We start from the raw sequence: 25,405 nt of genomic DNA on the forward strand, positions 1-25,405 counted from the left end.
TCACCGTTCCCGCTCCTGGAGGCGTCCCGCCTCCGCCAACGCGATGCGCGCGGCACGCTCCCAGGACCAGTGCCGCGCCATCGCCACCCCGGCGATCCGCTTGCGCTCCCGTTCGGCGTCGTCCTCGCGTGCCCGGCGCAGGACGGCGGTGAGGTCGGCCAGGTCGGCCTCCGCCCACAGGCCCCGGTCGGGGGTGACCGGGATGGCCGGCACCAGCCGGTAGGCCACCCGCCACGCGGTATCGGGGGTGGCGAAGTCGAGCTGGCCGCCCCAGTCGGTCACCACCGGGGGCAGTCCACAGGCCATCGCCTCCAAGATGCCCAGTCCGAACGCCTCGCCCCGGCTGGGTTGCAGGTAGACGTCGCAGGCCCGGTACAACGGAGCCAGATCGAGCCGGGGCTCGTAGTCGAGCAGCACCGGGGGAGGAGCCGGATGCCGGTCGGCGAGCTCCGCGAGGAGGGCCTCGACCCGGCTGGGGCCGGGCCGCCGCCGGAGGTGCAGCACCAGACAGACGTCGTCGTCCGCGCTGAACGCCGCGTGGTAGGCCGTCAACAGCAGGTCCAGGGCCTTGCGGTGCCAAAACCCGCTGTCGGCCACCGTCAGGAACCGGAAGGTCGCGGGGGTGGGCAGGAGGACGGAGGGCCCGTCCGGGTGAAAGGCCCGCACGTCGACCCCGTGCGGTACGACCCGGACGAAGTCGGCGGGCAGCCCGGCCGCGACGAAGGAACGGCGGGAGTGCTCGGAGGAGGTCCACAGCGCGTCGAGGTGGTCGAGAAGCAGATCCGGTGCGATCCCCCCGAACACGGAACTGTCCACCGGCCACCACCAGACGTTGCGGCCGTAGGGGACGGCGTCGAACAGACGCCCGATCAGATGGCGCTCCTCCTCCTGCGGTTCGGCGATCCGCACATGGCAGTAGGAGGCCGGATCCAGCGCCAACGCGCCCAGCCGGCGGAGTTCCTCGCCGGTGTCCGCGTCGACGTGCGGACCCGCGTCAACGTGCGGACGCAGGTTCTCCAGGGCGACGTCGGCTCCGATACGGACCAGGGCCTGGGCGGTCTTCCGGGCGATGTGGGCGAGGCTGCCGCGCCCATAGGGATTGGCCCGCAGGTTGATTCCGGTCACCACAGCCCCTTCTCCCAGGCGTCCAGGACGGCGGCGCCCGCGTGTCTCGTCCGAAGGCGCTCGACGGCGGCCGGATCGGAGGGCAGGAGCGGCTCGGTGAGCGACCGGGCCAGGTCATGGGGGCCGTCGAAGCGGGCTGCGGCGGGACAAGGCGCGTCCCGAGGAGCGACCACCGCGGTCCCGTGGAGCGCCGCGGCGCCGGCCGCCATGTCGAACCCACGGGTCAGCGAGAGGTAGCGGTCGCTTTCGGCGAGAAGCCGCCACAGGCCCCCTTCGTCGAACCCCCGCCCCCACAGCGGGACCGTTCCGCGAAAGCCCGGTGACCCGCTCAGCGCGGCGGCCCCCTCCCACAGCGCGTCGCGCCCGTTCAACACGGCGAAACGCAGCTCCACCGGGCGGATCCGCGCCTCGGCGAGCGCGTGGAGGACCGGGAGGGCGAGGTCCACGAGGTCGGCCGGGGAGCCCAACGCGCCGGCGACGACCCGGATCGGTCCCTCCCCGTCGCACGCCCCGGCCGCGGGGGCGGGGGAGTGAGGGGGGAGCGGAACGGGGAAGGGGGGCGGGTCTTGTCCGTCTCGCTCCCACATCGAGCGGGCGGAGCGCACCCGGACCTCCAGACCGCGGGCGGCCACCGCCCGCCGGGCCACGGCGCGAAGGCCCCGCCCGCCATCGACGATCAGCGTGTCGACCGGCACCTCACGGCCGAGCAGGCGGACCAGCCCCCAGTAGAGCCCTTCGCCGGGCGGCCACTCCCGCTCGTCATAGGGGAAGGGACACAGCCGCACCCCGTCGACGCTGCGGGGCGCGCACCGATCGTCGCGCAGGATCCAGGACACCCGGTGCCCACGCTCGGCGAGCCCCCGTGCCAGCACCCACCCCGGCGCGGCGAGGGAGCCCGAGGACACGTCGTCACCCAACCACACCAGGTCCATCGGCGCCCGCCCCGTTCAATCCGCTGCGTGTGTGAAGGACTCGCGTATCCGCGCGCGCCGCAGGGGACCCTCCCTCTCCTCCTCAAGGAGGAGGTAGCGGTTGAGCCGGGTCCGGTCGAGCAACCGGCGGTCGTGGGTCACGAGGAGGAGCGTCCCGCCGAACATCGGCAGCGCCTGTTCCAGCTGCTCGATCGCGACGAGGTCCAAGTGGTTGGTCGGTTCGTCGAGGACCAGGAAGTTCACCTGCTCGTGCATCAGCAGAGCCAGCTCGGCCCGGGTCCGTTCGCCCGGTGACAGGGAACCGAAACTGCGTTCGGCCATCATCGCGCCCAGGTCGAACTTCGCCAGCAGGGAACGGGTCTGTTCCTGGTCGAGGCCGGTGATGCTCTGGACACCGTCGAAGAGCCGCTCCTTGCCCTCCAGCAGGGCGCGGTGCTGGTCCAAACGCCCGATGTGGACGTTGGAGCCGAGCGTGACCTCGCCCGCGGTCGGCGTGATCCACCCCAGCAGGAGGGAGACCAGGGTCGACTTGCCGGACCCGTTCGGTCCGACCAGCCCGACCCGGTCACGCCAACGCAGGTCCAGGTCGATCGGTCCGAGCCGGTAGCGGCCGCGTTCGACCACGACGCCGCGCATCTGCGCGACGACCTCTCCGCTGCGTTCGGATTCGCCGAAACCGAAGCGGAGCTCCCAGCCCTTGTAGGGCTCCTCGACCGCTTCCAGGCGCTCCAGCCGTCGTTCCAGGGCCCGGTTGCCGCCCGCGAGGTTCTCGGCGCCCTCCTGCCTGCCGCGCCGCGCCGCCTTGTTGTTGTCGGGGGCGCGGCTCTTGGCGCGGGCGGCCCCCTTACGGGCCCACTCGCGCTTGCGGTGGATCATGGCCTCGATGCGCTTGCGCTCCGAGACGTACAGGTCGTGCTTCTCGTATTGGCGCTGTCGGGCCTCGTGCTGCTCGGTCCGGTAGGCGGCCCACCCGCCGCTGTACAACACCGCCTCGTGTGAGCCGTGGTCGATCTCCAGGACGTGGGTGACGGTGCGCTCCAGGAAGACCCGGTCGTGGGAGACCACGATGATGCCCGTGCGCACCTCCTCGATGAAGCGCTCCAGCAGCTCCAGACCGGCGAAGTCGAGGTTGTTCGTCGGCTCGTCCAGTAGCAGCAGGTCGAAACGGGACAGCAGGATCGCGGTCAGGGCGGCCCGCGCCAGCTGACCGCCGCTCATCCCGCTCATCTCCTGGTCGAGGGCGTCGGCGCCCAGCCCGACACGTTCGACCGTCGCTGCCGCGCGGGCGTCGAAGTCGCCGGCGCCCAGGGCCATCGTGCGGTCGAGCTGGGTGGCGTAGGCGTCGGCCAGGCCCGGATCGTCGGCCAGGCCGGCGGCGAGACGCTGAAGCTCCCGCTCGGCGCCGGCCACCCCGGTGCTGCGGGTCAGGTAACCGCGCAGGGTCTCCCCGGGGACCGGGGTGATCTCCTGGGGCAGGTAACCGACGTTGGATTCGGGCGGGTGGCGGCGCACGCTCCCCTCGTCCGGGGTCTCCAGGCCGGCGACGATGCGCAGCAGGGTGGTCTTGCCGACCCCGTTGCGTCCCACCACCCCGACCCGCTGCCCCGGCCCGGCCGTGAAGGAGACACCGCTCAGCACGGTGCGTGGGCCGAAGCTCTTGCTCACGCCTTCGACGACGACGGTGCTGTGACGGGCGTCGTTGAGGGGCACGGGTCCTCCACCGTTCATCCCCGCTCCTGGGCCGGCACGCTCTCGGCGGCCGTCAGGAACAGGAAGTGTTCGTAGTCGGGTTCGTCGAAGGCGTGGACCGCCACGCGGTCCACGAGCCGTCGGCCGTGCGGGAACTGACCGGCCAGTCGTGGATAGGCCGTGAGAAAGCCCTGCCGCACCGTGGGATCCATGACCAGCCTGCCCCCAACATAGAGGTCGTCGCAAGCGGTTATCTGCGCCGCTGACAGGACGAACAACGCCAGGTGGCGGCCATAGGCGGACAGAATGGGGCGAAACCCCGGCCAGAAGCCCCCACGCAGGAAGTCGCCGAGCGCCCACAGGCCGAAACCGGCGTAGGCGTCCAGGAGCGACGTGCGCGTGGGGTCGGGGGAGAAACGGGACGACAGTTCCCGTATCCGGGTGTCGAGCGCGAGCACGGTGCGCGTGATCCCGGGGACGGGGGGCACGGCGGTGGGCGCGCGCGGGACGGAGTCCAGCAGATCACGGAGGTCCGCGGGCAACAGGAACCGGCTTTCGGGCGTGGCCGACGCCGCGTGCGCGAGCACGAGCGGCCCGAACCCCCTGCCACCGAGGACGTCTTCGAAGGTGACGATCTCCCGGCCGTGGATCGCGGCGAGCGCCCGCACCAGGTTCCGGTCGGCCTCGCCCGTGGCGGGAAAGGGATGGTGACCGTACTCGAAGGCCTCCACGCCGCCCTCGGCCGCGCGCATGGCGATGTTGAGTCCGGTGCCGACCTGGCACTTCACCAGCCTGCCGGTGCTCGACGGGGAAGAGGCGGCGGGGCGGGGCCTGAGCAACGGACGGAGCAGCCGTTCCCAGGGACCTCCCGGGAGCCAGCGCATTCCCACGGTCATGTCGTTGGCCACCGCTGTGTCGTGGCAGCCGGTGAGCTCGCGCAGCCGGGCGGCGAAGTCCGTCAGCGACCAGCCGGGCCGGTTGGTGATCTGCGCGGAGGGGAGGGGCCCGGAGTCGTAGACGGGGCCCGCGATGCCTATGCGTATCGCTCGGGGCTCCGCCAGGTCCAACGCGCGGACGACCGTGGTGATCTCCACGACCTGCTCCAAGAACCCCTCCGGCCTGTCGGCGGTGAGGTAACGGATCTTCAGCAGGGGCCGGGGGCCGTCCGGCGCGCACGTCCCCAACTGGACCCGGGTCATCGTGGCCCCCGCGTCGATCCCGAGACAGCAGGGCCCATCGGAGAGCGGGCCGAGGGCCGTGACGTGGCCGCGCAGCGACGTGTAGAGGCCGGGACCGTGGTGCAGGTCGGCCGATGCGGCGAGCCCGAGTGAGCGCAGCCGTTCCCCGGGAGAGGGGCCCGCCGGTGCGGGGTGGAGGGCCGGTCCGCGCCTCACGTTCCCGCCACCGTGCGCAGTGCCCCCGTCCAGGAACGCATCAGGTGGGCGCTTCGGTGAAGGAAGGCCCGCGCGTCCGGCGACCACGCGCGACCGTTGACCCGCTCGGCGATCTCCTGGAGGGCATAACTGAGCGACTCGTAGGTCTCGAGGTAGTCGCCCCCCTCCAGCGGGTGGTCGCGCAGGTGGTCGAGGATGTCGTCGAGGAGCCGGACGGCGGGGACCTCCTTGTGCAGGTCGTCGAGGAGGTCGTGCTCGTTGCGCGGATGCTCCACGACGGGGTCGCCGAAGCGGACCGCGTGCCCGAGGTGCTGGGCGCACACCTGGACGAAGTAGCCGCTGAAGATGTCCCCGAACCGCTCCATCGGCACACCGTCCACGGGTTGGCCCATGCGCAGGAAGTAATAGGCGGGCAGGGCGTCTCGGTGCACGGCGGTGTTCTGCGAGTTCACCGGGCACCACGTGCCCTCGGCCAGGACCACGCTGCCCCCGGAGTGGGCGAGCGCGTTGGGACGCACGGCGAGCCGGGTGATCGCGTCGACGTCGGGGTCGCCGAGCCACAGGCCCGCGTTGATCCGCACGTCGGCGGGGCGCTCGCAGACGGATGTCCGTGCCTGCGCGTGGGCCGGACGCGCGTGGAAGGGGAAACCACGGGGGAAGACCTCGGTGGGCTCCACCTCCAGCAACGCGCAGTTGTTGAACCAGCCGTCCGACGAGGCGGTCACCGGTTGGGTGCGCGGGCCCTGGCACACCACCTGGTGGCGTTCGACGAAGTCGTCGGTGGTGGGGAGGTTGTCGTCGTCCATCGAGACGATGACGTCGAATCCCTCCATCCAGGCCATGAGGTAGCCGACGTTGCGCCGGTTGTCGGAGTGGTAGGGGATGAGGTCGGGAACCGCCAGTCGCTCCAGGAGATCCTGCTGTTCCGCCACGGAAGGACAGACCACGTCGAGGCCGAGGCGGCGATGGCGCTCGCAGGCGGCGAAAAGAGCGGGACCGGTGTTGCGGTCGGGGATCACGATCAGCCGCGCGCCGGCGTCCCGCAGGGCGGGCGCCAGGCGGTCGAGGAAACCGCCGTCGGAGATCGTGGTCACGACGACGGCGGTCGAGATGTCACGGCCGGACATGCGGCTCCTCGGCTCGGGGGACGATCGAGGAGACGGCCACGTCGCGGCCGCGTCGGGCGATGTCCCGCTCGATCCAGTGGTACATGGCGCTCATCCCCTCCCAGAGGGGGGTCGCCGGTTCCCAGCGCAGCTTCTCGCGCAGCAGGGTGTTGTCGGAGTTACGGCCGCGGACCCCTTGGGGGCCGGGCCGGTGGACCAGGCGGACGTCCTCCTTGCCGGCGATCGACAACAGCATCCGGGCCAGGTCGTCGATGGCGATCAGGTGCTCGGTGCCGATGTTGACGGGACCGGGGAAGTCCGACGCGGTGAGCCGGCGGATCCCCTCGACACAGTCGTCGACGTAGCAGAAGGAACGGGTCTGCCGGCCGTCCCCCCAGATCTCCATCTCGCCACCGGGCGCGGCCAGCGCCGCCTTGCGCGCCAGTGCCGCGGGCGCCTTCTCCCGGCCGCCGGCGTAGGTCGAGTAGGGGCCGTAGACGTTGTGCAGCCGGGCGACCCGGGTCTCCAGGCCGAACTCCTCCCGGTAGTAGGCGCAGGCGTGCTCGATGTGGAGTTTCTCCCAGCCGTACCCGTCCTCGGGGTCGGCGGGGTGGGAGACCTCCTCGCGCAGTCCCGTGACGTCCGCCGAGCTTTGGAGGTGGGACGGGTAGACGCAGGCGGAGGAGGCGTAGAAGAACCGGGAGGCTCCGTTCCGCCGCGCCGCCTCCAGGGTGTTGAAGTCGATGAGCGAGTTGTTGTACATGATCGTGGCGTGGTTGGCGGAGATGAAACCCATCCCGCCCATGTCCGCCGCCAGCGCATACACCTCGTCGATGTCGGAGGTCGCTCTCTCGGCGTTCCTCTTTTCCCGCAGGTCGAGCAGGAGGAACTCGTCGGCTTCGGTGGGTCGGAACTCGGGGAGGTGGAGGTCGACGCCGCGTACCCAGTATCCGTTGCGTCGCAGGTGGGCGACGAGATGATGGCCGATGAAACCGCCGGCGCCGGTGACCAGCGCGCGTTTGATTCCTGTTGACATGAAGACCCGTCCAGTAGAAATCGGTCGTTCATGGTCTTGGGGGCGAAGCCGGCTCGAACGTGATGGTGAAAGCGTGCCGCGGCGAGATGTCTCGGTCGATCGAGGCGCACGGGAATTGTATGGGCCGTCGTTCGGGCGGGTCAATGGAGGAATTTCGCCGGACGGTCGGTACGTCTTCCGCGATGCCCTTATTTATGGATTCGTGCGGTACGGCGCTCTTATATGGTGAAACCATTATTTTTGAGGTTGTGATGTTCGACCGAGAGGTCGTCCGGCCCGCGTGCCGGCGGTCGGGGTGGCCGTTCTCGCGGGGTGTCTCCCGTGGGTGTCCAGGGGACGGCCCGGCGCTGCCTTCTTTGTGAATGGGGACGATGCAGGACTTCTAGCACGACAGTCTCTCTTGTCGTGCATCTTGGCATAAGTGGCAAAGTGTCCATTTTCCTGTTTTATGTTGTGTTTCAAATATGGAAGAGGATGGTAATCGGGTGTTGACGGAGGGGAATGTGGCACGTAGCTTGGTTGTGGCCCGGGCAGCTTATTTCCGTCGATATACGTCACGTTCTTCCGTGGAGACGATTTCCCCGATGGGGCATCCGGTGCCCGTCGCTGAATAAACGATTCGTCAGCGACCTATTCGGTTCATTCGCGCATCCTGATCCGTCGATTTCCGATCGAAGGAGAGTCACGGTGGCCGCTCCGGGCGATTCAGACGAGGTGGACGTGGCGTCCGTGGGGGCCGCCGTCTTCGAGCGGGCCTCCCCGGACGGACACGTGGACGGTTCGCAGCCGGCGGCCCAGGCCGGTCCGTCCTGGGCACGTCTGTCCGAGGAGATCCGCGCGGCACTCGCCCGCCAGATGGGGTCCGAACCACCGCCCGTCATATCCGACGACGACCTGCTCGCCGACCTCGGCGTGGACTCCGTCGTCCTGATCGGGGCGGTGTCCCGGCTGGAGCGCCGATACGGCATCGCGCTCTCCGACGACTCGGTGTTCTCCGCGACGACCTTCGCCTCCCTCGTCGACGCGCTCCGCAGGGCGGCCCTGGCCCGGAGAGGACGGTGACATCGATGTCGGCGGATCCGACCGAAACGGTCGTCACCGGCCGGGGCGCCTGCTCCCCCGCGGGGCCCGACGTCCACTCCCTGTGGCGGGGGCTCTGCGAGAAGAGGGCGTGCATACGCGACATCGAGCACTTCGACACCTCGACCGCCTCCCTCCACCGGGCGGGCTTCGTGCCCGGACCCGACGAGCGCCCCGATTCCCCCGGCCGCACCCTGGAGCTCGCCGTCAGGGCCGCCCGCCAGGCGGTCCGGGAGGCGGCACCGCCACCGTCCCACCGGACCGCGGTCGTCCTGGGCAGCACCGAGCCCACCACCACGGACGGCGGGACACAGGGACTGTTCCCCGGCCTCCTCGCCTCGCGCTGCGCCGAGGCCCTCTCGGTGACGGGCGAGGCCGTCACCGTCGCCTCGGCCTCCGCCTCGGGCGCCCTGGGAATCTCCATGGGCAGGGACATGCTGCGGGCGGGCGACGCCGACACCGTCCTGGCGGGCGGGGCCGACGCCGTGACCGAGACCGCCTTCCTCGGCCTGAACTCCCTGCGCACGCTGTCCCCCCACGGCTGCCGCCCCTTCACCCGCGACCGGCGCGGTATCGGCGTGTCCGAGGGGGCGGGACTCCTCCACCTGGAGCGCCGCGATTCGGCCGAGGCGCGGGGAGCCCGCGTCCACGCGGTCCTCGCCGGGGCCGGCGTCACCAACATGACCGACCACCTCGCCACCCCCCGCGCCACGGGCGTCCGCGTCGCCGTCGAGAGGGCCCTCGTCGACGCGGGCATGGATCCCGACGAGGTCGACCTGGTCAACGCCCACGGCCCGGGAACACGGCAGGGGGACCGGGTGGAGATCGAGGCCCTGCGCGAGGTCTTCGGCGCGCGCACGGCCGAGATCCCCGTCGTGAGCTCCAAGTCCGTCCTGTGGCACCTCCAAGGGGCGGCGGGCGCGATCGAGGCGCTGATCTGCGTGCTGTGCCTGGAGCGGGACGCCATCACACCGACCCGGATCACCGGCGCACTCGACCCCGCCTACGCCGATCTCGACCTGGTGGACCACGACGGGGCCCGGCCGGCGCCGCGGTTGCGCGCCGCGCTGTCCGTCTCCTGCGGTCTCGGCGGGCTCAACGTCGCCCTGCTCTTCAGGAGTGCCTGACATGACCCAGACGACGCCGCCGCGCTGTGTCGTGACCGCGGTCACGGCCGCCCGGGTGGACCTGACGGAGCTGTGGCGGGCCCACGGGGAGGGCGAGCCCGGCTGGCCCGCTGTCACCCGGCTCACCACCGCCCTTTCCGACCGGCTCGTCGACCTCGCGCGGGGGACCCTGGAGCGGTCACGGGCCGAGCCCGCGCGGGTCTCCCTTCTGCTCGGCTCCCTCTACGGGACGGGCCACGTCGCCGAGTCCATCCGACAACGGCTGGACGCGAAGGGGGCCCGTTGGCTCGACCCCGAGGCGTTCCTCCACTTCACCCCGCACGGGATGACCGCGTCACTGTGCATGCGCCTGGGACTGGCCGGCTACGCCGCCACCCTGCTCGGCCCCGCGGCGGGGATCCAGACGGTCGCCCAGGCCGTGCGGCGGATCCGGGTCGGCGGCGACCCGAGCGTGCTGTGCGGCGCCTTCGACTTCCTGAGCCCCGCCGCCGCGGCCCGCGTGGGCGACGGGGAGCACGCGACGGGCACGGCGGCCTTCCTCCTCGTCGAGGCGCGGGAGGAGGCGCGACGGCGCGACGTGGGCGGACTGGCGGGGCTGCGGTCCGTCGAGATCGTGGAGGAGGCGGGGTGGTGCTCCGGCGCGGCCGCGCTTCCGCCCGGATCCGCGGCCTCAGGCGTCCTGGCCACTCTGGCCGAGCGGCTGCGCGAGCCCGGCTCCGAGGGGCGCGAACTCACCGTCGAGGCGCCGGGCGCGAGGGCGCGCTACCGGATCCGCCTGGTGCGGGAACCGGAGGGGAACCGTGGCTGACTCCCTGCTGGAGCTGCTCCGCGCCTGGACCCGGGCCGGCGGAGGCGAACGGGTCGCGCTCCTCGACACGACGGGCCACGTCAGCTACCGCCGGCTCCTCCGGGCGGTCGAGGAGGCGGTGGGACGGTTTCGTGGGGAAGGGGTGACCGAGCAGGGCCGTATCGCCCTCGTCGCCCGTAACGACATCCCCTCCGTCGTCGCCTTCGCCGCGATCAACGCCATCGGCGCTCCGGTGCTCGTGCTGCACGACAGGATGGCCCGGGCCGAACGCGACACGGCGGTCCGCGGCTTCGGCGCCGGACACGTGGTCGAGGACGGCCACGTGGTAGCGGTCGCCCGCACGGGCGATCCACCAGGGCTTCCCCCGGGGCCGGCGATCGCCATGGTCACCTCCGGCACCCTGGGCAGGCCCCGGATCGTGTGCCGCGCCTGGGCGGGCTCCATGGCCAACTCCCGGGCCTACGCCCAGGCCCTCGGCCTGGAACCGATCGACTGCGTTCTCACCACCAGCCCGCTCAACCACAGTTACTCCCTCGAGGCCGGAATCCTCGCCGCGCTCTCCGCCGGCGCGGGACACGCGATCCCCTCGGTGCCGGCCACCCCCGCCGGAGTGGCGGCGCTGGTCCACCGCGGCGCGGTGACGGTGCTGCAGACGGTTCCCGCCCTGTACCGCTGGTACGCCGGGTCGGGCATCCCGCAGATGCGGGTCTGGAAACGCTGCGTCAGCGCGGGCGACCTGCTGCCCCCGGAGATCGCCGAGGAGTGGGCGCGCCGCGGCGCGCCGCTGTGGAACCACTACGGCGCCTCCGAGATCGGGCAGATCACCCTGGGACCGGCCGACCCCGCGGGGTCGGTGGGAAGGCCGCTGGAGGGGATCGACGTCTGCGCCCCGCAGACGGCCGGGGCCCCCGGCGCCGTGAGGGTCCGTTGCGCGGGTCTGTCCCCGCTGCTCGTGACCGAGGAGGGCGCCGAACCGATCGCCGACTCCGACGGCTGGGTCGACATCGGGGACCTGGGCCGGGTCGACGGCTTCGGACGCCTCTACCTCGCCGGCCGTCAGGGCGGCCTCCTCAACATCGCCGGCAACAAGGTCGACCCGGCCGAGGTCGAGGCCGAGATCAGGCGGTTGCCAGGCGTTCGCGACTGCGCCGTGGTCGGACGTGAGGTCGACGGCGCGGTCCGCCTGTGGGCCTTCGTCGAGCCCTCCCCGGGCAGCGAACCCTCCAGCCTCGACCCTCGGGCGCTGCGCGCGCGGCTGCGCGGCCGGCTGAGCCCGACCAAGGTGCCCACCGTGGTCCGCGTGGTGGAGGAACTGCCGCGGACCGGCACGGGCAAGATCCGCAGATGGCTGCTGGGCGCCTCCCCGCAGGCCGCTGCGGCGACGGGCGGACGCGCGCCCGGACCGGGACCCCGACCATCCGACCCTCGTCCCCAGGAGGAACCATGAGCGACAGTGCGCAGCTCGACCACATCGTCACCCTGATCCGAAAGGCCCTCGCCGACCGTCCCCACGTGGCCGAACTGGAGGGGCTGGCCGCGGAGACCGAACTGGGCGCGGCGGGGATCGACTCCCTCGACCTCATCGTGGTCTTCTCCCACTTCGAGAAACGCTGGGGGATCCCCTTCGAGGACGCCGAGATCGACCCGTCGATGTTCGACACGGTCGGCGACCTGGCCGCCCGGCTTCTCGCCCAGGCCCGGGCGCACGGCAAGGAACTCACCCGATGACCACACCGGTCTTCGACCCGGAGCGCTCACTGGGGTGGCGCGACGGCCCCCTGGACGGCATCACCTGCCTGCTGCGCTGCGTCGAGGCGGTGCTGCGCTCCCGAGGGTACGGGCCGATCGACGTCGCCCGTTGTCTGGGCGGGGAGCTGGACCTTTTGGGCCGCGACATGGCGCTGGAGTTCCCCGGATGCCGGCTCGGGTGGAGGTTCGCCGACCACGGCGCCCAGAACTGGCCCTTCGTGGTCGAGCGCGTCGGCGCCGGCGAGCCCGTCATCATCATGCCCGACCTCTACCACTACCCGGGCAGCTACTACGAAGGGCTGTACCACTACCACGATCACGCCGTCCTGGCGGTCGGCTGGGATCCCGGCTCCGAGACGTTGGCGGTGCTCGACACGCTCGCACCGCCCGACGAGGGATACCGGCGCGAACTGCCGAAGACCCCCCAACTCGTCGCCTCCTGCACCCGGGTCACCCGTGTCGAGGTCACCGCCGAGGCCGACCGCCGCCCCTCGCGGGACTACGCGGCGGAGCAGATCGAACGGCACACCGCCACCGTGGCCGCCGACGCCCGCGCCCTGCGCAGACTGCTGGACTCCTTCGCCGCCACGGGGATGGACGGCGTCACCGCCCGCGCCGTCAACCTGCTGGTCCTGGGACACCTCCAACCGCTCCTGTTCCTCTTCGGATCCTCCATCGACGCCGATGCGGACGCGCGTCTCCTCGACGTCCGCCGCGCCGCCCTGAGCGCGGCCACCAAGGCGGGCTGGTTCGGCCGGGCCCTCATCGTGGGGCACAACGACCACGTCGATCCGGCTCCGCATTACCGCAGGGCTCTCACCATCGCCCCTGGAATGCTCGACGCTTTGGATAACCTTGCTGACGCAATGTCACGGGCGGGTGGCGACGCCCGCGTCTCTGTCGAACGAGCGGATGCCGCGGACGCGGCGCTCCACACCCGTTTCCGAGAAATCGTCCACATCTGTTACTCATCACCGAGCGAGGCCATTCCGTGAAGGAATTCACGATCGTTCCCATTGACCGCGAACCCGCACCGGCGACGTTCCTCATCACCGGAATTCCCGGGAGCGGAAAATCCACGGTGGCGCGTGCGCTCGCCCAGAGGTTCGAATTGGGAGCGCACATCGAGGTGGACCGTCTCCAGGAGTTCATCGTCTCGGGCGGCAGGTGGCCCGGACCGGAGCCCGAGGAGGAGGCCGACCGCCAGCTCTTCCTCCGGGCGCGCAACGCCGCGCTGCTCGCCGACAGCTATGTCGACGCGGGTGTGGTCCCCGTGATCGACGACGTCGTCGTGCTCCGTCCCCACCTCGACTTCTACCGGAAGGCGGTCAGCAGGACACCGCTGACCCTGATCGTCCTCGCGCCCGCCCCGGAGGTGACCACCCGCCGCAACCGCGAGCGCGACAAGACGCTGGTCGAGGACTGGTCCTTCCTGGACGAGGCGATGCGCGGCCAGATCCCGGACGAGGGAGTATGGATCGACAACGCGGAGCTCACCGTCGACCAGACCGTGGACGAGATCCTCAGGATCACCGGGATCGGCGGTGGGAAGGGCCGCGTGCCGACCACGACGTGATGGAGACGGGGGCACGTCCGGCCGCGCTCGTCACCGGCGCCTCCGGAAGCATCGGTGCCGCGATCGCGGTGGAGCTGGCCCGCGCCGGTTTCGACGTCGGAGTCCACCACCGGGCCAACTCCGCCGGCGCGCGTACGACGGCCGAGGCGGTCCGGGCGCGCGGCCGGCGTGCGCTCCTCCTCCGCGGAGACCTCGCCGAGGAGGGGACGTGCCTCCAGGCCGTCGAGCGGGTCACGGCGACGTTCGGCCGCCTGGACGTCCTCGTCGCCAACGCGGGATGGCACCGTGACGGTCTGCTCCTCCGGCTCGCCGAAGAGGAGTGGGCCGCGCACCTGGACGCCAACCTCACCAGCGCCTACCGCTGCGCGCGGGCGGCCCTGCCCTCGATGATCGAGCAGAGGGGCGGGCGTCTCGTCCTCGTCTCCTCGGTCGCGGGCCTGGCCGGTTCTCCCGGCCAGGCCGCCTACTCCGCGGCCAAGGCGGGCCTGACCGGCCTGGCCCGCACGATCGCCCATGAGTACGGACGCTTCGGGATCACGTGCAACTGCGTGGCCCCCGGACTGATCGAGGACACCCCCTCCCACGCGGAGATGCCGCCGCAACGGCGCCGGGGGATCCTCGACCGCACGGCCGCGCGAAGGGCCGGCCGTCCCGAGGAGGTCGCCGCGGCGGTGGCCTTCCTCTGCTCCCCCGGGGCCGCTTACATCACCGGACAGATTCTCGCAGTCGACGGCGGTATGACCGCCTGACCAGGGAGGCGACGATGGCACGGCGTGTTCTCTTCTTCCCGTGGGGGTGGGGCGGCGCAGCGGGGTACACCGCGCGCTGTCTGGCACTGGCCGAGGAGCTCGCGGCCGCCGGTGACGAGATCGCCTTCGCGGACTGTGGGGCGACGAGGCTCGTGCGCGAGGCGGGTTTCCGCGTCCTTGAGCAGGACACCGCGCCGCTGCGCGACCTGGAGCGCCGCAGGGTCCCCCCCTACCTGCCGTTCGCCGACGTGGAGCGCGTGTTCGCGGTGGCCGCCGGATACCACCGGGCGGAACGCTTCGGGCGGCAGCTCGACGAGGACGCGGCCGCGATCGCCGGGTACCGCCCCGACGTCGTGGTGATCGACATGAGCCCGACGGCGGCGCTGGCCGCCCGCGCCGTGGGGGTCCCCGTGGTCTCCCTCGCCGACGCCGACTTCGTCGCGCCCCGTCCCAACGCCTGGATGCCCTGGTCCACGGTGGAGCCGCGCGTCCTGCTTCCGCACCCTCCCTGCCTCCCGGTCATCAGCGCGGCCTCCGTCCGGTTGGGTCTGGGACCGGTGGCCCGGGCGGAGGATCTTTTGGAGGGGGAGGTCACCCTCATCCCCAGCACACCGGAGCTGGAGCCGGCCGAGCGTGGGACGGTCCGCCACGTGGGACCGCTCTACTGGGATCCTCCCGGCGCGGGCGGGGACGTGGTGTTGCCCGAGGAGGACGGACGGGCCAGGGTCTATGTGTCGATCGGCAGCGGGGGGATGGTGGGCGCCGATGCGATGCAGGCGGTACTCGACGCCTGCGCCGGCATGCCCTGGTCGGTGTTCGTCTCGACCGGGTTCGCCTTCCGCAGCGAGCTCTCCGTTCCCGACAACGTCGTCCTGGGAGGGTTCACCGGGGTGCGCCGCCCGCTCGGGTGGGCGGACGTGGTGGTCAGCCACGGCGGCTACAGCACCGTCATCGCCGCACTGGAACACGGCGTGCCCAACGTGGTCCTGCCCTTCATGTCGGAGCAGGAGATGAACGGTCGCCGGCTCGTCGAACGTGTCGGGGCCGGCCTGCTGTTGCGTACCAGCCGCACCCGCCCTGACGGGCGGTTGGAGTTCACCGACAGGTATTCGGGCCGTAGCCCTCGCCCTCACGTCGCCTCGGTGGACATCCGGGCCGGCGTCGAGGAGGCGCTCGGCGATCCGGGCATGGCGGCGCGGGCGCGCCGGGTGGGGGCGGAGCTGAGCGCCCTGCGAAGGACCGTCGATCGGGTGGGCCTGGTCCACGGGACCGTCGCCCTGGGAGGAACGCGATGATCCGCTGGGCCCGCCGCAGTGAGGCGTGTTCGGACGCCTTCACCGCCTACTGCCACGAGCACGCGCTGGTCGACCGCAACGACAACGTCAACCGTTACTGGGAGTACCCCTGGGCCGCCACCCACGCCGGTCTGCGCCCGGGGATGCGCGTGTTGGACGCCGGCGCCGGATACTCGCCCTTCCTGCTGCACCTGGCCGAGACGGTGCCGGACGCCGAGTACCACGCGGCCGACCCGGCCTACGCCTTCCAGACCCCGGCCCAGCTTCCCCACGCGAGGATCGACACCCGGCCCCTGGAGGAGCTGGCCTACCCCGACGGCCACTTCGACCTGATCTTCTGTCTCAGCGTCCTGGAGCACCTCGACGCCTCCGCGCGGCTCGCGGCCGTCCGCGCTCTTGCGCGCTGTCTGCGCCCCGGTGGGCGGCTCGTGCTGACCGTCGACTACTTCCTCGACTGGCCGAGATGGCGGTCCGCCATCGAACAAAAGCCCCGCATGGCCGCCTGGCTCCCCGACGGAAACCCCGATGTGGCCCGGATGGTCCGTGCCTCCGGGCTTCACCCCCTGGCCCCGGACCGGATCGACCCGCACCCCGGGACGGAGGGCTTCGAGGAGGGGGCGGTCCACGACGACCTGTGGTGGTCGGAGCACATCGGCGCCGGGCTGCGGGTGACCTCCCTGGGGCTGGTCCTCCACCGGCCGTTGGCCGGGGCGGACGACCGCGGCCTTCGTCTCAGGATCTCCCCGGAGGCGCTCCACCTGCGCGACGACGGCACCCCCTTGTTCGCCGACCACCACGGGACCGGGGCGGCGCCGCAGCGATACGTGTTGCCGCCCCGGGCGCTGGACCCCGAGGGGTTCACAGCGGGCGAACTGGTCGAATGGCTCGGGGGAGGTACGCGGGCGGAGGCGGTCGTGGAACGCGCCCTGAGGTGGCGGACGCTGCGCCCGGCCGGGCTCCGGCCCCGCATCGAGGCCTGCCAGCCCGACTCGTTCCGCGAGGTCTACCGCAATCCCGAGGGGACGGGCGCCCCACGGCACGACAAGCGGGGCCCGGCGTGAGGGCGGCCGGTGACAGCCGCGACTCCGGCGCGAGGACCGTCATATCCCGCCACTTCCGCGCCCAGCCCCTGCGCCCCGCTCACCTCGACGATCTTGAGATCGAGCTGTTGAGCCCCTACCACCGGGCCCTCCTGGTCTGCGAGGCGACGACGAGGCTCATCGAGGCCCACGTGCTGGAAGGGGTGCGGGCCTCGCCCACGGCGCAGTACAGCACCCCCTTGTCCATGGGAGGCGACTGCGCGCAGCTTCGCGTGCCCCCGGGGAGCACGGTGGTCACGCGGTCGGTCGACCTCGTCGGGGCCAGCAGCGGACGCCGTTACGCGATGGCGCGGTCGCTCCTGGTTCCGGGGAGGATCCCCGCCCCGCTGGCGCGGGGGATCGCCGAGGAGGCGGCGGGGATCGGCAGCGCCCTCCACGCCTGCGGGGTGGAAAGCCGCAGGGAGCTGCTGTGGTACGGGGGCGAGGCCGACGGCACCCCCACGCGGACCTACCGGATCGTCATCGAAGGGGAGCCGGCGATTCTCATCACCGAGTGGTTTCCGGCGGTGCCCGGATGACGGGGCGCCCGGCGCAGGCAGACAGGACCGAGCTGGAGGGGTGGGACGGACAAGGTGGTCGTATCGATGAATGGCGCTGAGAGGTCCGGCGCGGGGGCCGTGGTCGACACGGACATAGGCCCCTTGGAGTTGCCGCGGTGGGACACCATGATGCTGCCCTGGTTCCGCAAGTACGGGGAGTGGGAGCCCCACGAGTCGGCTCTGGTCGATTCCCTGCTCAGGCCGGGGGACTGCTTCGTCGACATCGGGGCGCACGTGGGGTACTACACGATCCGGGCCCTGCGCCGGGTGGGCGGCGCCGGCGCGGTGTTCGCGGTCGAGCCGTGGCCGGTGATGCGGCTGCTGCTCGAACGTAACGTCGCGGCCAACGCCTCCGGGGACGTCGCGGCCCTGCACGTGGTCGCCGGGGCGGCGTGGCACTGCGACGTTCCCCTGCGGCTGGCCCTGGACGCCGGGGGCAACAGCGGGGACAGCCGTATCGCGCGTGGCGGCGCGGTCGACGCGGTGGGGATCCGCCTGGACGGGCTGGAGGAACTGCGCGAGCGACGGATCGCGGTGGTCAAGACCGACGCGCAGGGGCGCGACCACCACGCCCTGCGCGGACTCCGGGAGCTGCTCGGACGTGACCGACCGCACGTGCTGTGCGAGTTCTGGCCGCGGGGCATCCACGACGCGGGAGCCGACCCCTTCGACGTCCTGTCCCTCTACCGTTCCTGGGGCTATGACCCCGTCCTCCTCAGGGAGGCCTACGCCTGTCCGGAACACCACCCCTGTCTCGTCGGAGGACAGGACGACGCCCGGTACGTCGCCATGGCCGAGCAGGCGCGCGGCGGGTTCGCCACGTTGTGGCTGCGCCCGCGCGGGAGGAGGACCTAGTGCTCGTCGTAGGCGGGGATGTCGCGCAGCCGGCGTATGGGCGAGAACGCGAGGAGGAGGGGGGTCAGCATCCAGCCGGCCATGATCACCAGCAGGGCTCCACGCGTCCCCAGCATCCCCCCGAGCAGTCCGCCCAGCACTCCGCCGACGAAGAGCATGCTCCTGGTGAAGAAACGGGTGGAGGCCACGGTGCGGGAGAGGAGCGCCGGAGGGGTGTGGATCTGCACCAGGGTCGCGTGGCCCACGGTGAACATCGCGAACCCCGCGCAGAAGACGAGCGCGCCGGCGACAAACAGCAGCACGCCGGCCCCGGGCTGGGTGGCCGGCAGCAGCAGGCCGAAGGGGGAGACCAGGGCGATCGGCAACCACAGCGCGCGCGCGGTCCCCAGACGCCGGGTGATCCGTCCGGCGACCCCCGCCCCGACCAGGCTGCCCAGTCCGGCCACGCCGACGAGGACACCGACCTGACCGGTGGGCAGACCCACCTCGCGCGACAGGAAGACGACGACCAGGGCCTCGTAGCCGGCGAACCAGCAGTTGCCCACGGCCGAGGCCAGCGTGCTGGCCCGCAGCAACGGGCGGGTGACGACAAACCGCAGGCCCTCGCCCAGCCTGCGCAGGAGCGTGCCGCCCCCCTCCTGGCCGGGAGGGGCCGCGCGGGTGCGCATCGCGGCGACGCAGCAGGCCGAGACGAGGAACCCCGCGGCGTTGGCGATCGGGGTGAGGGGGGCGCCGAGCACGGTCACCAGGAGACCGCCGAGCGCGGGCCCCATGGTGTAGGCCACCGCCCGGCCGCCCTGGAGCCGCGCGTTGGCGCGGGTCAGGTCTTCGCGGGGGAGGAGGGCGGGGGGAAAGGTCTGGTAGGCGATCTCGTAGCAGACCGTGCAGGCGCCCACCAGGGCGACCACCACATAGATCTGCCAGAGGGCGAGTACGCCGAGAACGTAGGCCAAGGGCACGAAGGAGATCACCACGACCCGCACCAGGTCCGCCGTGAGCAGAACGGTGCGCGGGGGGACTTTGCCCAGGTAGACGCCCAGCGGAAGGGTGAGCACCAGCCACGGCAGGTAGCTGAAGGCGGTGATGGCCGCGATCTGTGGAACGGAGGCGGAGAGCAGGTCCGCCGCGATCAACGGGAACGCGATGGGGCTGGTCATCCCGAGAATCTGGCTGACGGTACTTCCCGTCCACAGCAATCGGAAATCGCGCCATCCAGGGGTGGAATGGGTATTATCCGCTTCTCCTCCGGAATGAGATGAAGGGGTTTCTTCTCCGTTTTCCGTCATTCTTCTCCCTGTGAGAAGTGCCCCGCTGTCCCGGGGAGCGGTTTCCCTCTTCCTGCCCGCGTCCAGCCTATTGCAGGAATGGCCGGACGAGATCTCGTTCTCCCGATCGGGAAAAGCGCCTCCGATCACAAGCCGCCGAGCGGAACCAAGGAGGAAAGAGCGATGAGTCTGCCCAGTGCCGTCGACACCGTCGTCGTGGGAGCGGGGTCGGCGGGGTGCGTGGTCGCCAACCGGTTGTCGGCCGACCCGGCCCACGGTGTGCTCCTGCTGGAGGCCGGGGACGACACGCCCCTGCCGTCCGCGCTCCGTTCGCTGGACTTTCGGGCGGCGGTCCGCGACGTGTCCCGCCACTGGCCCGGACTGCGCGCCCGGCGGGGGAGCGCCCAGCGGCCGCGTCCCCTCCTCCAGGGGCGCGGGGTGGGCGGCACCTCGGCGATCAACGGGCTGATCGCCATGTGGCCGATGCCCGAGGACTTCGACGAATGGGCCGCTCTCGGGTGCGACGGCTGGGCCCATCGCGACGTGTCCTCCTCACTGAGCCGGATCAGCCGTGACCTGGACTCCAAGGCCGGTGCCGGCCCGATGCCGGTACGCCGCCCCCCACGTCCCACCTGGGGGTCGCTGGACCTCGCCCTCGCCGAGTGGGCCGGGGACAGGGGGTTCCCCGCCGCCGAGGACCACAACGCGCCGGGCAGCACCGGCCTGTCCCCTTATGCGTTCAGCGCCCGAGACGGTGGCCGGGTCTCGGCCGCGGACGCCTTCCTCGCCCCGATCCTCGACCGCCCCAACCTGACGGTCGTGGCGCGCACCGTGGCCGAGCGGGTCATCGTCCGCGGGGGGCGGGTCACCGGCGTCTGCTGCCGTACACCGGACGGGGAGGTGGTGGTCGAGGCGGGGGAGGTGGTGGTCACCGCGGGGGCGGTGGGATCCCCGGCGCTGCTGCTCCGCTCCGGTATCGGCCCCGCGCACCGTCTCGAACGGGTCGGCGTCGCGCCGGTCGCCGACCTGCCCGGAGTCGGTCAGGGACTCCAGGACCACCCCGCGCTCACGCTCCCGATCCGGCTGGCGGCTCCAGGGACCGCACCGCCCCGTCCCACCAACTGCTGCCTGCGTTTCGCCTCCGGGGAGGCTGACGGCGAGGCCAACGAGCTGATGCTCAACACCCTCAACGAGGTCGGCCCCGGGGTGGGGGCGGTGGTCCTCGCCCTCTTCCGTCCCGAGGCGCGGGGACGTGTCGAGGTCACGGGGGCGGGCCTCGATGACGACCTCGTCGTCGACCTCGGCCTGCTCGGCACAGAACGCGACCTGCGCCGGATGCGCGCGGGGGTCGACCGATTGGCGGATCTGGCCCGCCACCCCGCTTTCGAGCGGGTGGGAAGTCCGGTGGGGGCCGACCTCCTGCGCGGGCTCGCGCGCCGCCCGGAGGAACTCGACTCCTGGATGGCGGCCCGCTGCCACGAGGCGTGGCACCTGGTCGGGTCCTGCCGGATGGGCGATCCGGCCGATCCGGCCACGGTGGTCGATCCCCGGGGCCGGGTGAAGGGGGTGGCGGGCCTGCGGGTGGCCGACGCCTCGGTGATCCCACGGGTGCCGCGCTCCAACACCAACCTGGTGACCATGGCGGTCGCCGACCACATGACACATCCGTCTCGTCCTGGCAGGGAGTGACTTCGAGATGACCGATCACAGGCTGGGCCCCGAACAGGCCGACCGGCTCGCCCCCACGTGGGGCTGGTGGGAGCCGGGCACCGTGAAGGTGATGAAACGCGTGGTCGAACCCGGCATGGTCGTGTTCGATGTCGGCGCGCACGTCGGGTACTACACCACCCTGTTGGCGGAACTCGTGGGAGCGGACGGGCACGTCCACGCCTTCGAGCCGCATCCGGGGAACTTCCAGGTGCTCCAGCGCAACACCCGGGCGTTGTCCAACGTCACCATCGTCAACACCGCGGTCGCCGACGACGACCGTCCCCGGCTGCTGCACTTCAGCGGGAACACCGGGCGGCACAGCCTGTTCCGGACGGAGTTCACCGGCGAGGGCGGGCGTGTCCACGAGGTCCCCGTGACGACCCTCAGCGACTACTGGGATCGTATCGGCCGCCCCGAGGTCGGTCTGGTCAAGATCGACGTCGAGGGCGCCGAGGCGCAGGTGGTCACCGGGGCGCGCAGGCTTCTCGACGCCACCCCCCGGATCAGGGTCGTGACCGAGTACTATCCGCGCAACCTCCGCTGGGGCGGCGGCGACGGGGCCGCCTACCTGGACCTGTTGCGCCGTAGCGGGCTGGAGTACCGGGCGATCCAGGACGACGGGTCGGAACGTGAGGAGATCCCGCGGCTCGACGGCGACGACTACATCAACCTCCTGTGCCGGCGCGCCGCGCGCCCGTCCCGGGGATGAGCGAGGGGAGGAGCCGGCATGCGTGAGAGCGATCTGGCCACGGCCGTCGACCTCGCCGACGCCGCGGACCGGATGACCATGGGACGCTACGGGGCCGCTGACCTCCAGGTCCGTGACAAACCGGACCGCACTCCGGTCACCGAGGTCGACACGGCCGTCGAGGAGGCCCTGCGCAGGATGCTGGCCAGGGCCTGTCCCGCTGACGGGATCATCGGGGAGGAGTACGGGGGCGAGAACCGTCCGGGCCGGGTCTGGGTCATCGATCCCGTCGACGGGACCAAGAACTTCCTCCGGGGCAATCCGGTGTGGGCGACGTTGATCGCCCTCGTCGAGGACGGTGTCCCCACCCTCGGGATGGTGAGCGCTCCCGCGCTGCAACGTCGCTGGTGGGCGGCCCGGGGGAGGGGCGCCTGGACCCTCGACCGGGGCCGGGTGGGGCGCGTCCGGGTGTCGGGGGTGACACGTCTGGCCGACGCCTACCTCTCCACCACGAGCCTGGGGACCTGGACCCGGTTCCACTCGCGCGCGGCCTATCTGCGGCTTGTCGACGCCTGTTGGGAGAACCGGGCGTTCGGTGATTTCTGGCAGCACTGTCTGGTGGCGGAGGGGGTCGTCGACCTCGCGGCCGAGCCGATCGTCGGTTTCTGGGACATCGCCGCGCTGAAGGTCCTGGTCGAGGAGGCGGGGGGAGACTTCACCGACCTCTCCGGCCGGCGCGACGCGGGCATCACCAGCGTCCTCGCCAGCAACGGCCGGGTGCACGCGGCGGCCATGGCCCTTCTCGCTCCCGGGACCGGGTGAGCCGTCGCCGCGCACAGCCCCGGCCGTGGCGCCGACCGCGAGGTCGGCGCCACGGCCGGGGCGTCGAGAGGGCGGGGGAGGAGCCGGCGGGCGGCCCGCCACGTTGACGCGTGATGTCGTCCCGGCCCGTGGGCCGGGGGCGCGTCGGATCGTGTCGGCGGGGACGGGCCACGGAGGAGGGCACCCGCGGACCGTCGAAGCCGCAGGTCATCCCCTTGTCCATCTACTGGGCTTTCCATGGCGAATGTTTTAAAGCGGACGTCGGCGGTAGGGCGAGGTCAAGCAAGGGCCCACATCCGACCAAACGGCTTCGATGACGACGGGAGCTCCATGAGCGAGGATCAGGAGGCCGCCGGCGAGCAGCGCGGAACCAGGAAGAAGAAGTCCGCGTTGGCGCGGGTCCGCGAGGCCAGGGAGCAGTTCGAGGAACTGACCGGCATCCGTGTGGAGGCCGTCTCCGGGATGGAACGCAGCGGCGAGGGGTGGACCGTCACGCTGGAGGCGCTGGAGTTGGAGCGCGTCCCCGACAGCGTCAGTCTTCTCGCCACCTACACCGTCGAGCTCGACGACGACGGTGACCTCATCGAGTACCGCAGGCTGCGTCGCTACACCCGCGGACGCGCCGACGCCTCCTGACACCACGGCTCCTTTCGAACCGATCCCCCTCCGCCGCGGCGGACGGGACACCGATGTCATTCGTCGCCGGTTCCGACGCAAAGGAGAAGCAATCACATGACCGTCGTTCAGCAGACCTCGGGCGGAGGCGGCAGATCCTCCGGAAACCTCTACGACGTGCTCGACCTCATTCTCGACAAGGGGTTGGTCATCGACGTGTTCGCGCGAGTGTCCCTGGTGGGGATCGAGCTGCTCACCGTGGACGTACGCATCGTCGTGGCCAGCGTCGACACCTACCTGCGCTTCGCCGAGGCGTGCAACCGCCTGGACCTGACCACGAGCTCCAAGGCGCAGACGCTGCCGGAAATGGTCGGGAGCATGACCGAGAAGGGCGCCCACGGAAAGAGCAAGGGGGCGCTGTCCGGCGCCGCCGAGGCCATCACCGACACGATCAGGAACGGCCGCTCCGACGACGAGGACAGGCAGCCCGCGCGTTCGCGTTCCTCGTCCTCCTCGTCGCGCAGCCGTCGGACCAAGGACAAGGAAGGCGAGGAATGAGCACCTACGTCTACGGGATCGTCCGGAGTTCGCACCCCCTGCGGCTGGACGGCCGCGCGGGCGTGGGGGACCCCGCGCCGCCGGTGCGCAGGATCGAGGCGGGTGACCTGGTGGCCGTCGTCAGCGACGCGCCGGAAGGGTTGCGCGCCAAGCGGCGTGACCTCACCGCCCACCAGGAGGTACTGGACCTGCTGGGAGAACAGGGGGCGGTGCTGCCCATGCGTTTCGGTACCGTCGCCCCCGACGACGGCGCGGTCACGGAGGAGCTGACCCGCGCGGCGGCCTACTACGAGGACCTGCTGGCGCGCCTGGACGGCCGCACCGAGGTCAACGTGAAGGCCTTCCACAACGAGGACGCCGCACTGCGCGAGGTCCTGCGGGAGGACGCGGGCCTGCGCTCGGCCAACGAGGCGTTGCGCGCCGCCGGTGGGGGCACCCCCGCCGAGCGTGTCGCGTTCGGCGAGCGGGTCGCCCTCGTCCTCGACGAGCACCGCCGGCGTGACGCCGACCGGGTCGTGGAGAAGCTGCGTCCCCATGCCGAGGAGATCGCGCTGGGGCCGCAGGTCGACGGCTGCGTGGCCAACGTGTCGCTTCTGGTGGAGCGCTCCCGGATGGCCGAGGTCGAACAGGCGGTACAGGAGCTGCGCTCCTCGCTGGGCTGGCTCATGGACATCCGAATGCATGGACCGCTACCGCCCTACAGCTTCGTGGCGGCCCGAGAGGAAGCCGTCCACTAGAGGAGGGCGTCATGGGACTGTTCAGCGCGCTTCTCGGCGCGCCCCTGGCTCCGGCCCGCTTCGTCGGGTGGACCGCCCGGCAGGTCCTCGACGCGGCCGAGCGTCAGTACTACGACCCCGACGCCATCCGCGCCGAGCTGGCCGAGCTGTCGGAACGCCTCGACGCCGGCGAGCTCACCGAGGACGAATTCGACCGCATGGAGGACGAGCTCCTGGACCGTCTGGAGGAGGCGATGGCCTACCGGGCGGGACAGTGAGCCGAACACGGATGCGAGAACCGAGATGGGCAACACCGGAAAGATCGTGTTGGCGGTGGCCGGAGGCTACGTCCTCGGCCGCCGTAAGAAACTGAAGCTCGCGCTCGGCCTGGGACTGTGGCTGGGCGCCAAGAAACTCGACATCGACCCACGTCGGCTGCTCACCGAGGTGGGAGCGGAACTGAGCTCGCTTCCGATCGTGGGGGAACTGCGCGATCAGGCACGCGGCGAGCTGCTGTCCGCGGGGCGCAACGCCGCCGGCGCCGTGGCCTCGCGCTGGGCCGACGGGCTCGCCGACTCGCTGAGCCGACGTACCGACGCCCTCACCGGTGCCGCTCGCGCCGAGGACGACGAGGAACGCGGCGCCGAGGACGAACCCGCCGATGAGGACCGCGCCGAACGCGCCGGGGACGACGGAGCCGAGCGCGACAGGCCCAGGAAGAAGCGCCCCTCTGGCGGGGAGCGTGCCGCCAAGGGGGCCTCCACGGCCGCGAAGGGCACGTCGCGTGCGGCCAAGGACGGCGGTGGCCGCGCGGCCAAGGCGGCCGGCGGCCGCTCCCGCGCCACTCGCGGGAAATCCGGGGAGTGACCGC

27 protein-coding genes are annotated in these 25,405 nt (G+C 71.7%); 20 read left to right on the top strand and 7 right to left on the bottom strand.

Going from position 1 to position 25,405, the window contains the following annotated elements:
* Genes ACYVHU_RS23555 through ACYVHU_RS23580 form a run of 6 tightly spaced genes read right to left on the bottom strand, consistent with a single transcriptional unit; the run spans position 1 to position 7,282 of the window.
* Positions 1 to 1,125, bottom strand: coding sequence for a glycosyltransferase family 4 protein (locus ACYVHU_RS23555; protein WP_159457299.1), 1,125 nt, complete (start codon positions 1,123 to 1,125; stop codon positions 1 to 3).
* Positions 1,122 to 2,042 carry a hypothetical protein gene (locus ACYVHU_RS23560; protein WP_498949523.1) on the bottom strand — a complete coding sequence of 307 codons (921 nt, stop codon included), beginning with the start codon at positions 2,040 to 2,042 and terminating at the stop codon, positions 1,122 to 1,124. The genes ACYVHU_RS23555 and ACYVHU_RS23560 overlap by 4 nt, the downstream gene beginning before the upstream one ends.
* 30 nt (positions 2,043 to 2,072) lie before the next feature.
* The gene (gene abc-f / locus ACYVHU_RS23565; protein WP_078763675.1) at positions 2,073 to 3,785 is read right to left on the bottom strand and encodes a ribosomal protection-like ABC-F family protein; all 1,713 of its coding nucleotides are present in this window, start codon (positions 3,783 to 3,785) and stop codon (positions 2,073 to 2,075) included.
* Positions 3,782 to 5,140 (bottom strand): glucokinase, encoded by a 1,359-nt coding sequence (locus ACYVHU_RS23570; RefSeq protein WP_432940891.1) that lies wholly within the window; start codon positions 5,138 to 5,140, stop codon positions 3,782 to 3,784. Before ACYVHU_RS23570 ends, abc-f begins: the two co-directional genes overlap by 4 nt.
* Entirely contained in the window at positions 5,137 to 6,267 is a 1,131-nt protein-coding gene (locus tag ACYVHU_RS23575) for a hypothetical protein (RefSeq protein WP_078763673.1), read from the bottom strand. The genes ACYVHU_RS23570 and ACYVHU_RS23575 overlap by 4 nt, the downstream gene beginning before the upstream one ends.
* The gene (locus ACYVHU_RS23580; protein ID WP_078763672.1) at positions 6,254 to 7,282 is read right to left on the bottom strand and encodes an NAD-dependent epimerase/dehydratase family protein; all 1,029 of its coding nucleotides are present in this window, start codon (positions 7,280 to 7,282) and stop codon (positions 6,254 to 6,256) included. Before ACYVHU_RS23580 ends, ACYVHU_RS23575 begins: the two co-directional genes overlap by 14 nt.
* A 687-nt stretch (positions 7,283 to 7,969) precedes the next feature.
* Between ACYVHU_RS23580 and ACYVHU_RS23585 the strand changes: the two genes are divergently transcribed.
* The 12 genes from ACYVHU_RS23585 (at position 7,970) to ACYVHU_RS23640 (ending at position 18,160) form a co-directional block, all read left to right on the top strand.
* Positions 7,970 to 8,344, top strand: coding sequence for an acyl carrier protein (locus tag ACYVHU_RS23585; RefSeq protein ID WP_159457298.1), 375 nt, complete (start codon positions 7,970 to 7,972; stop codon positions 8,342 to 8,344).
* 5 nt (positions 8,345 to 8,349) lie between these two features.
* On the top strand, positions 8,350 to 9,489 hold the full coding sequence (locus ACYVHU_RS23590) for a beta-ketoacyl-[acyl-carrier-protein] synthase family protein (RefSeq protein ID WP_498949524.1): 1,140 nt from the start codon (positions 8,350 to 8,352) through the stop codon (positions 9,487 to 9,489).
* 1 nt (position 9,490) lies between these two features.
* A complete protein-coding gene (locus tag ACYVHU_RS23595; protein WP_078763669.1) occupies positions 9,491 to 10,297 on the top strand; it encodes a beta-ketoacyl-[acyl-carrier-protein] synthase family protein in 807 nt (268 codons plus the stop codon).
* Entirely contained in the window at positions 10,290 to 11,744 is a 1,455-nt protein-coding gene (locus tag ACYVHU_RS23600) for a class I adenylate-forming enzyme family protein (RefSeq protein WP_078763668.1), read from the top strand. The genes ACYVHU_RS23595 and ACYVHU_RS23600 overlap by 8 nt, the downstream gene beginning before the upstream one ends.
* Positions 11,741 to 12,025, top strand: coding sequence for a phosphopantetheine-binding protein (locus tag ACYVHU_RS23605; protein ID WP_078763667.1), 285 nt, complete (start codon positions 11,741 to 11,743; stop codon positions 12,023 to 12,025). Before ACYVHU_RS23600 ends, ACYVHU_RS23605 begins: the two co-directional genes overlap by 4 nt.
* The gene (locus ACYVHU_RS23610; protein ID WP_432940884.1) at positions 12,022 to 13,041 is read left to right on the top strand and encodes a hypothetical protein; all 1,020 of its coding nucleotides are present in this window, start codon (positions 12,022 to 12,024) and stop codon (positions 13,039 to 13,041) included. Before ACYVHU_RS23605 ends, ACYVHU_RS23610 begins: the two co-directional genes overlap by 4 nt.
* Positions 13,038 to 13,622, top strand: coding sequence for an AAA family ATPase (locus ACYVHU_RS23615; RefSeq protein ID WP_200813745.1), 585 nt, complete (start codon positions 13,038 to 13,040; stop codon positions 13,620 to 13,622). Before ACYVHU_RS23610 ends, ACYVHU_RS23615 begins: the two co-directional genes overlap by 4 nt.
* Positions 13,622 to 14,371, top strand: a complete 750-nt coding sequence (gene fabG, locus ACYVHU_RS23620) for a 3-oxoacyl-ACP reductase FabG (protein ID WP_078763665.1) — start codon at positions 13,622 to 13,624, stop codon at positions 14,369 to 14,371. The genes ACYVHU_RS23615 and fabG overlap by 1 nt, the downstream gene beginning before the upstream one ends.
* A gap of 14 nt (positions 14,372 to 14,385) precedes the next feature.
* Positions 14,386 to 15,666 carry a glycosyltransferase gene (locus ACYVHU_RS23625; protein WP_498949526.1) on the top strand — a complete coding sequence of 427 codons (1,281 nt, stop codon included), beginning with the start codon at positions 14,386 to 14,388 and terminating at the stop codon, positions 15,664 to 15,666.
* A complete protein-coding gene (locus ACYVHU_RS23630; protein WP_498949527.1) occupies positions 15,663 to 16,727 on the top strand; it encodes a class I SAM-dependent methyltransferase in 1,065 nt (354 codons plus the stop codon). The genes ACYVHU_RS23625 and ACYVHU_RS23630 overlap by 4 nt, the downstream gene beginning before the upstream one ends.
* Complete coding sequence (locus tag ACYVHU_RS23635) at positions 16,724 to 17,284, top strand: hypothetical protein (protein WP_498949528.1); 561 nt, start codon at positions 16,724 to 16,726, stop codon at positions 17,282 to 17,284. Before ACYVHU_RS23630 ends, ACYVHU_RS23635 begins: the two co-directional genes overlap by 4 nt.
* 66 nt (positions 17,285 to 17,350) lie before the next feature.
* On the top strand, positions 17,351 to 18,160 hold the full coding sequence (locus ACYVHU_RS23640) for an FkbM family methyltransferase (protein ID WP_498949529.1): 810 nt from the start codon (positions 17,351 to 17,353) through the stop codon (positions 18,158 to 18,160).
* Here ACYVHU_RS23640 and ACYVHU_RS23645 read toward each other — a convergent pair.
* On the bottom strand, positions 18,157 to 19,446 hold the full coding sequence (locus tag ACYVHU_RS23645; protein ID WP_498949530.1) for an MFS transporter: 1,290 nt from the start codon (positions 19,444 to 19,446) through the stop codon (positions 18,157 to 18,159). The genes ACYVHU_RS23640 and ACYVHU_RS23645 overlap by 4 nt on opposite strands.
* A gap of 162 nt (positions 19,447 to 19,608) precedes the next feature.
* Here ACYVHU_RS23645 and ACYVHU_RS23650 point away from each other — a divergent pair, with 162 nt between their 5' ends.
* The 8 genes from ACYVHU_RS23650 (at position 19,609) to ACYVHU_RS23685 (ending at position 25,401) form a co-directional block, all read left to right on the top strand.
* Positions 19,609 to 21,114 (top strand): GMC family oxidoreductase, encoded by a 1,506-nt coding sequence (locus ACYVHU_RS23650; RefSeq protein WP_498949531.1) that lies wholly within the window; start codon positions 19,609 to 19,611, stop codon positions 21,112 to 21,114.
* Positions 21,115 to 21,121: 7 nt separating this feature from the next.
* Positions 21,122 to 21,844, top strand: a complete 723-nt coding sequence (locus ACYVHU_RS23655) for a class I SAM-dependent methyltransferase (RefSeq protein WP_498949532.1) — start codon at positions 21,122 to 21,124, stop codon at positions 21,842 to 21,844.
* 18 nt (positions 21,845 to 21,862) lie between these two features.
* Entirely contained in the window at positions 21,863 to 22,645 is a 783-nt protein-coding gene (gene hisN, locus ACYVHU_RS23660) for an inositol monophosphatase family protein (RefSeq protein ID WP_498949534.1), read from the top strand.
* Between the two features lie 330 nt (positions 22,646 to 22,975).
* Positions 22,976 to 23,281, top strand: coding sequence for a gas vesicle protein GvpO (gene gvpO / locus ACYVHU_RS23665; RefSeq protein ID WP_432940868.1), 306 nt, complete (start codon positions 22,976 to 22,978; stop codon positions 23,279 to 23,281).
* 96 nt (positions 23,282 to 23,377) lie between these two features.
* Entirely contained in the window at positions 23,378 to 23,818 is a 441-nt protein-coding gene (locus ACYVHU_RS23670) for a gas vesicle structural protein GvpA (protein WP_078760991.1), read from the top strand.
* Entirely contained in the window at positions 23,815 to 24,555 is a 741-nt protein-coding gene (locus ACYVHU_RS23675) for a GvpL/GvpF family gas vesicle protein (protein ID WP_078760992.1), read from the top strand. The genes ACYVHU_RS23670 and ACYVHU_RS23675 overlap by 4 nt, the downstream gene beginning before the upstream one ends.
* Before the next feature lie 11 nt (positions 24,556 to 24,566).
* On the top strand, positions 24,567 to 24,812 hold the full coding sequence (locus ACYVHU_RS23680) for a gas vesicle protein GvpG (RefSeq protein ID WP_078760993.1): 246 nt from the start codon (positions 24,567 to 24,569) through the stop codon (positions 24,810 to 24,812).
* 25 nt (positions 24,813 to 24,837) lie between these two features.
* A complete protein-coding gene (locus tag ACYVHU_RS23685) occupies positions 24,838 to 25,401 on the top strand; it encodes a hypothetical protein (RefSeq protein ID WP_498949535.1) in 564 nt (187 codons plus the stop codon).
* The last annotated feature ends 4 nt before the right edge of the window (positions 25,402 to 25,405 follow it).

This window comes from Marinactinospora endophytica (assembly GCF_054780875.1).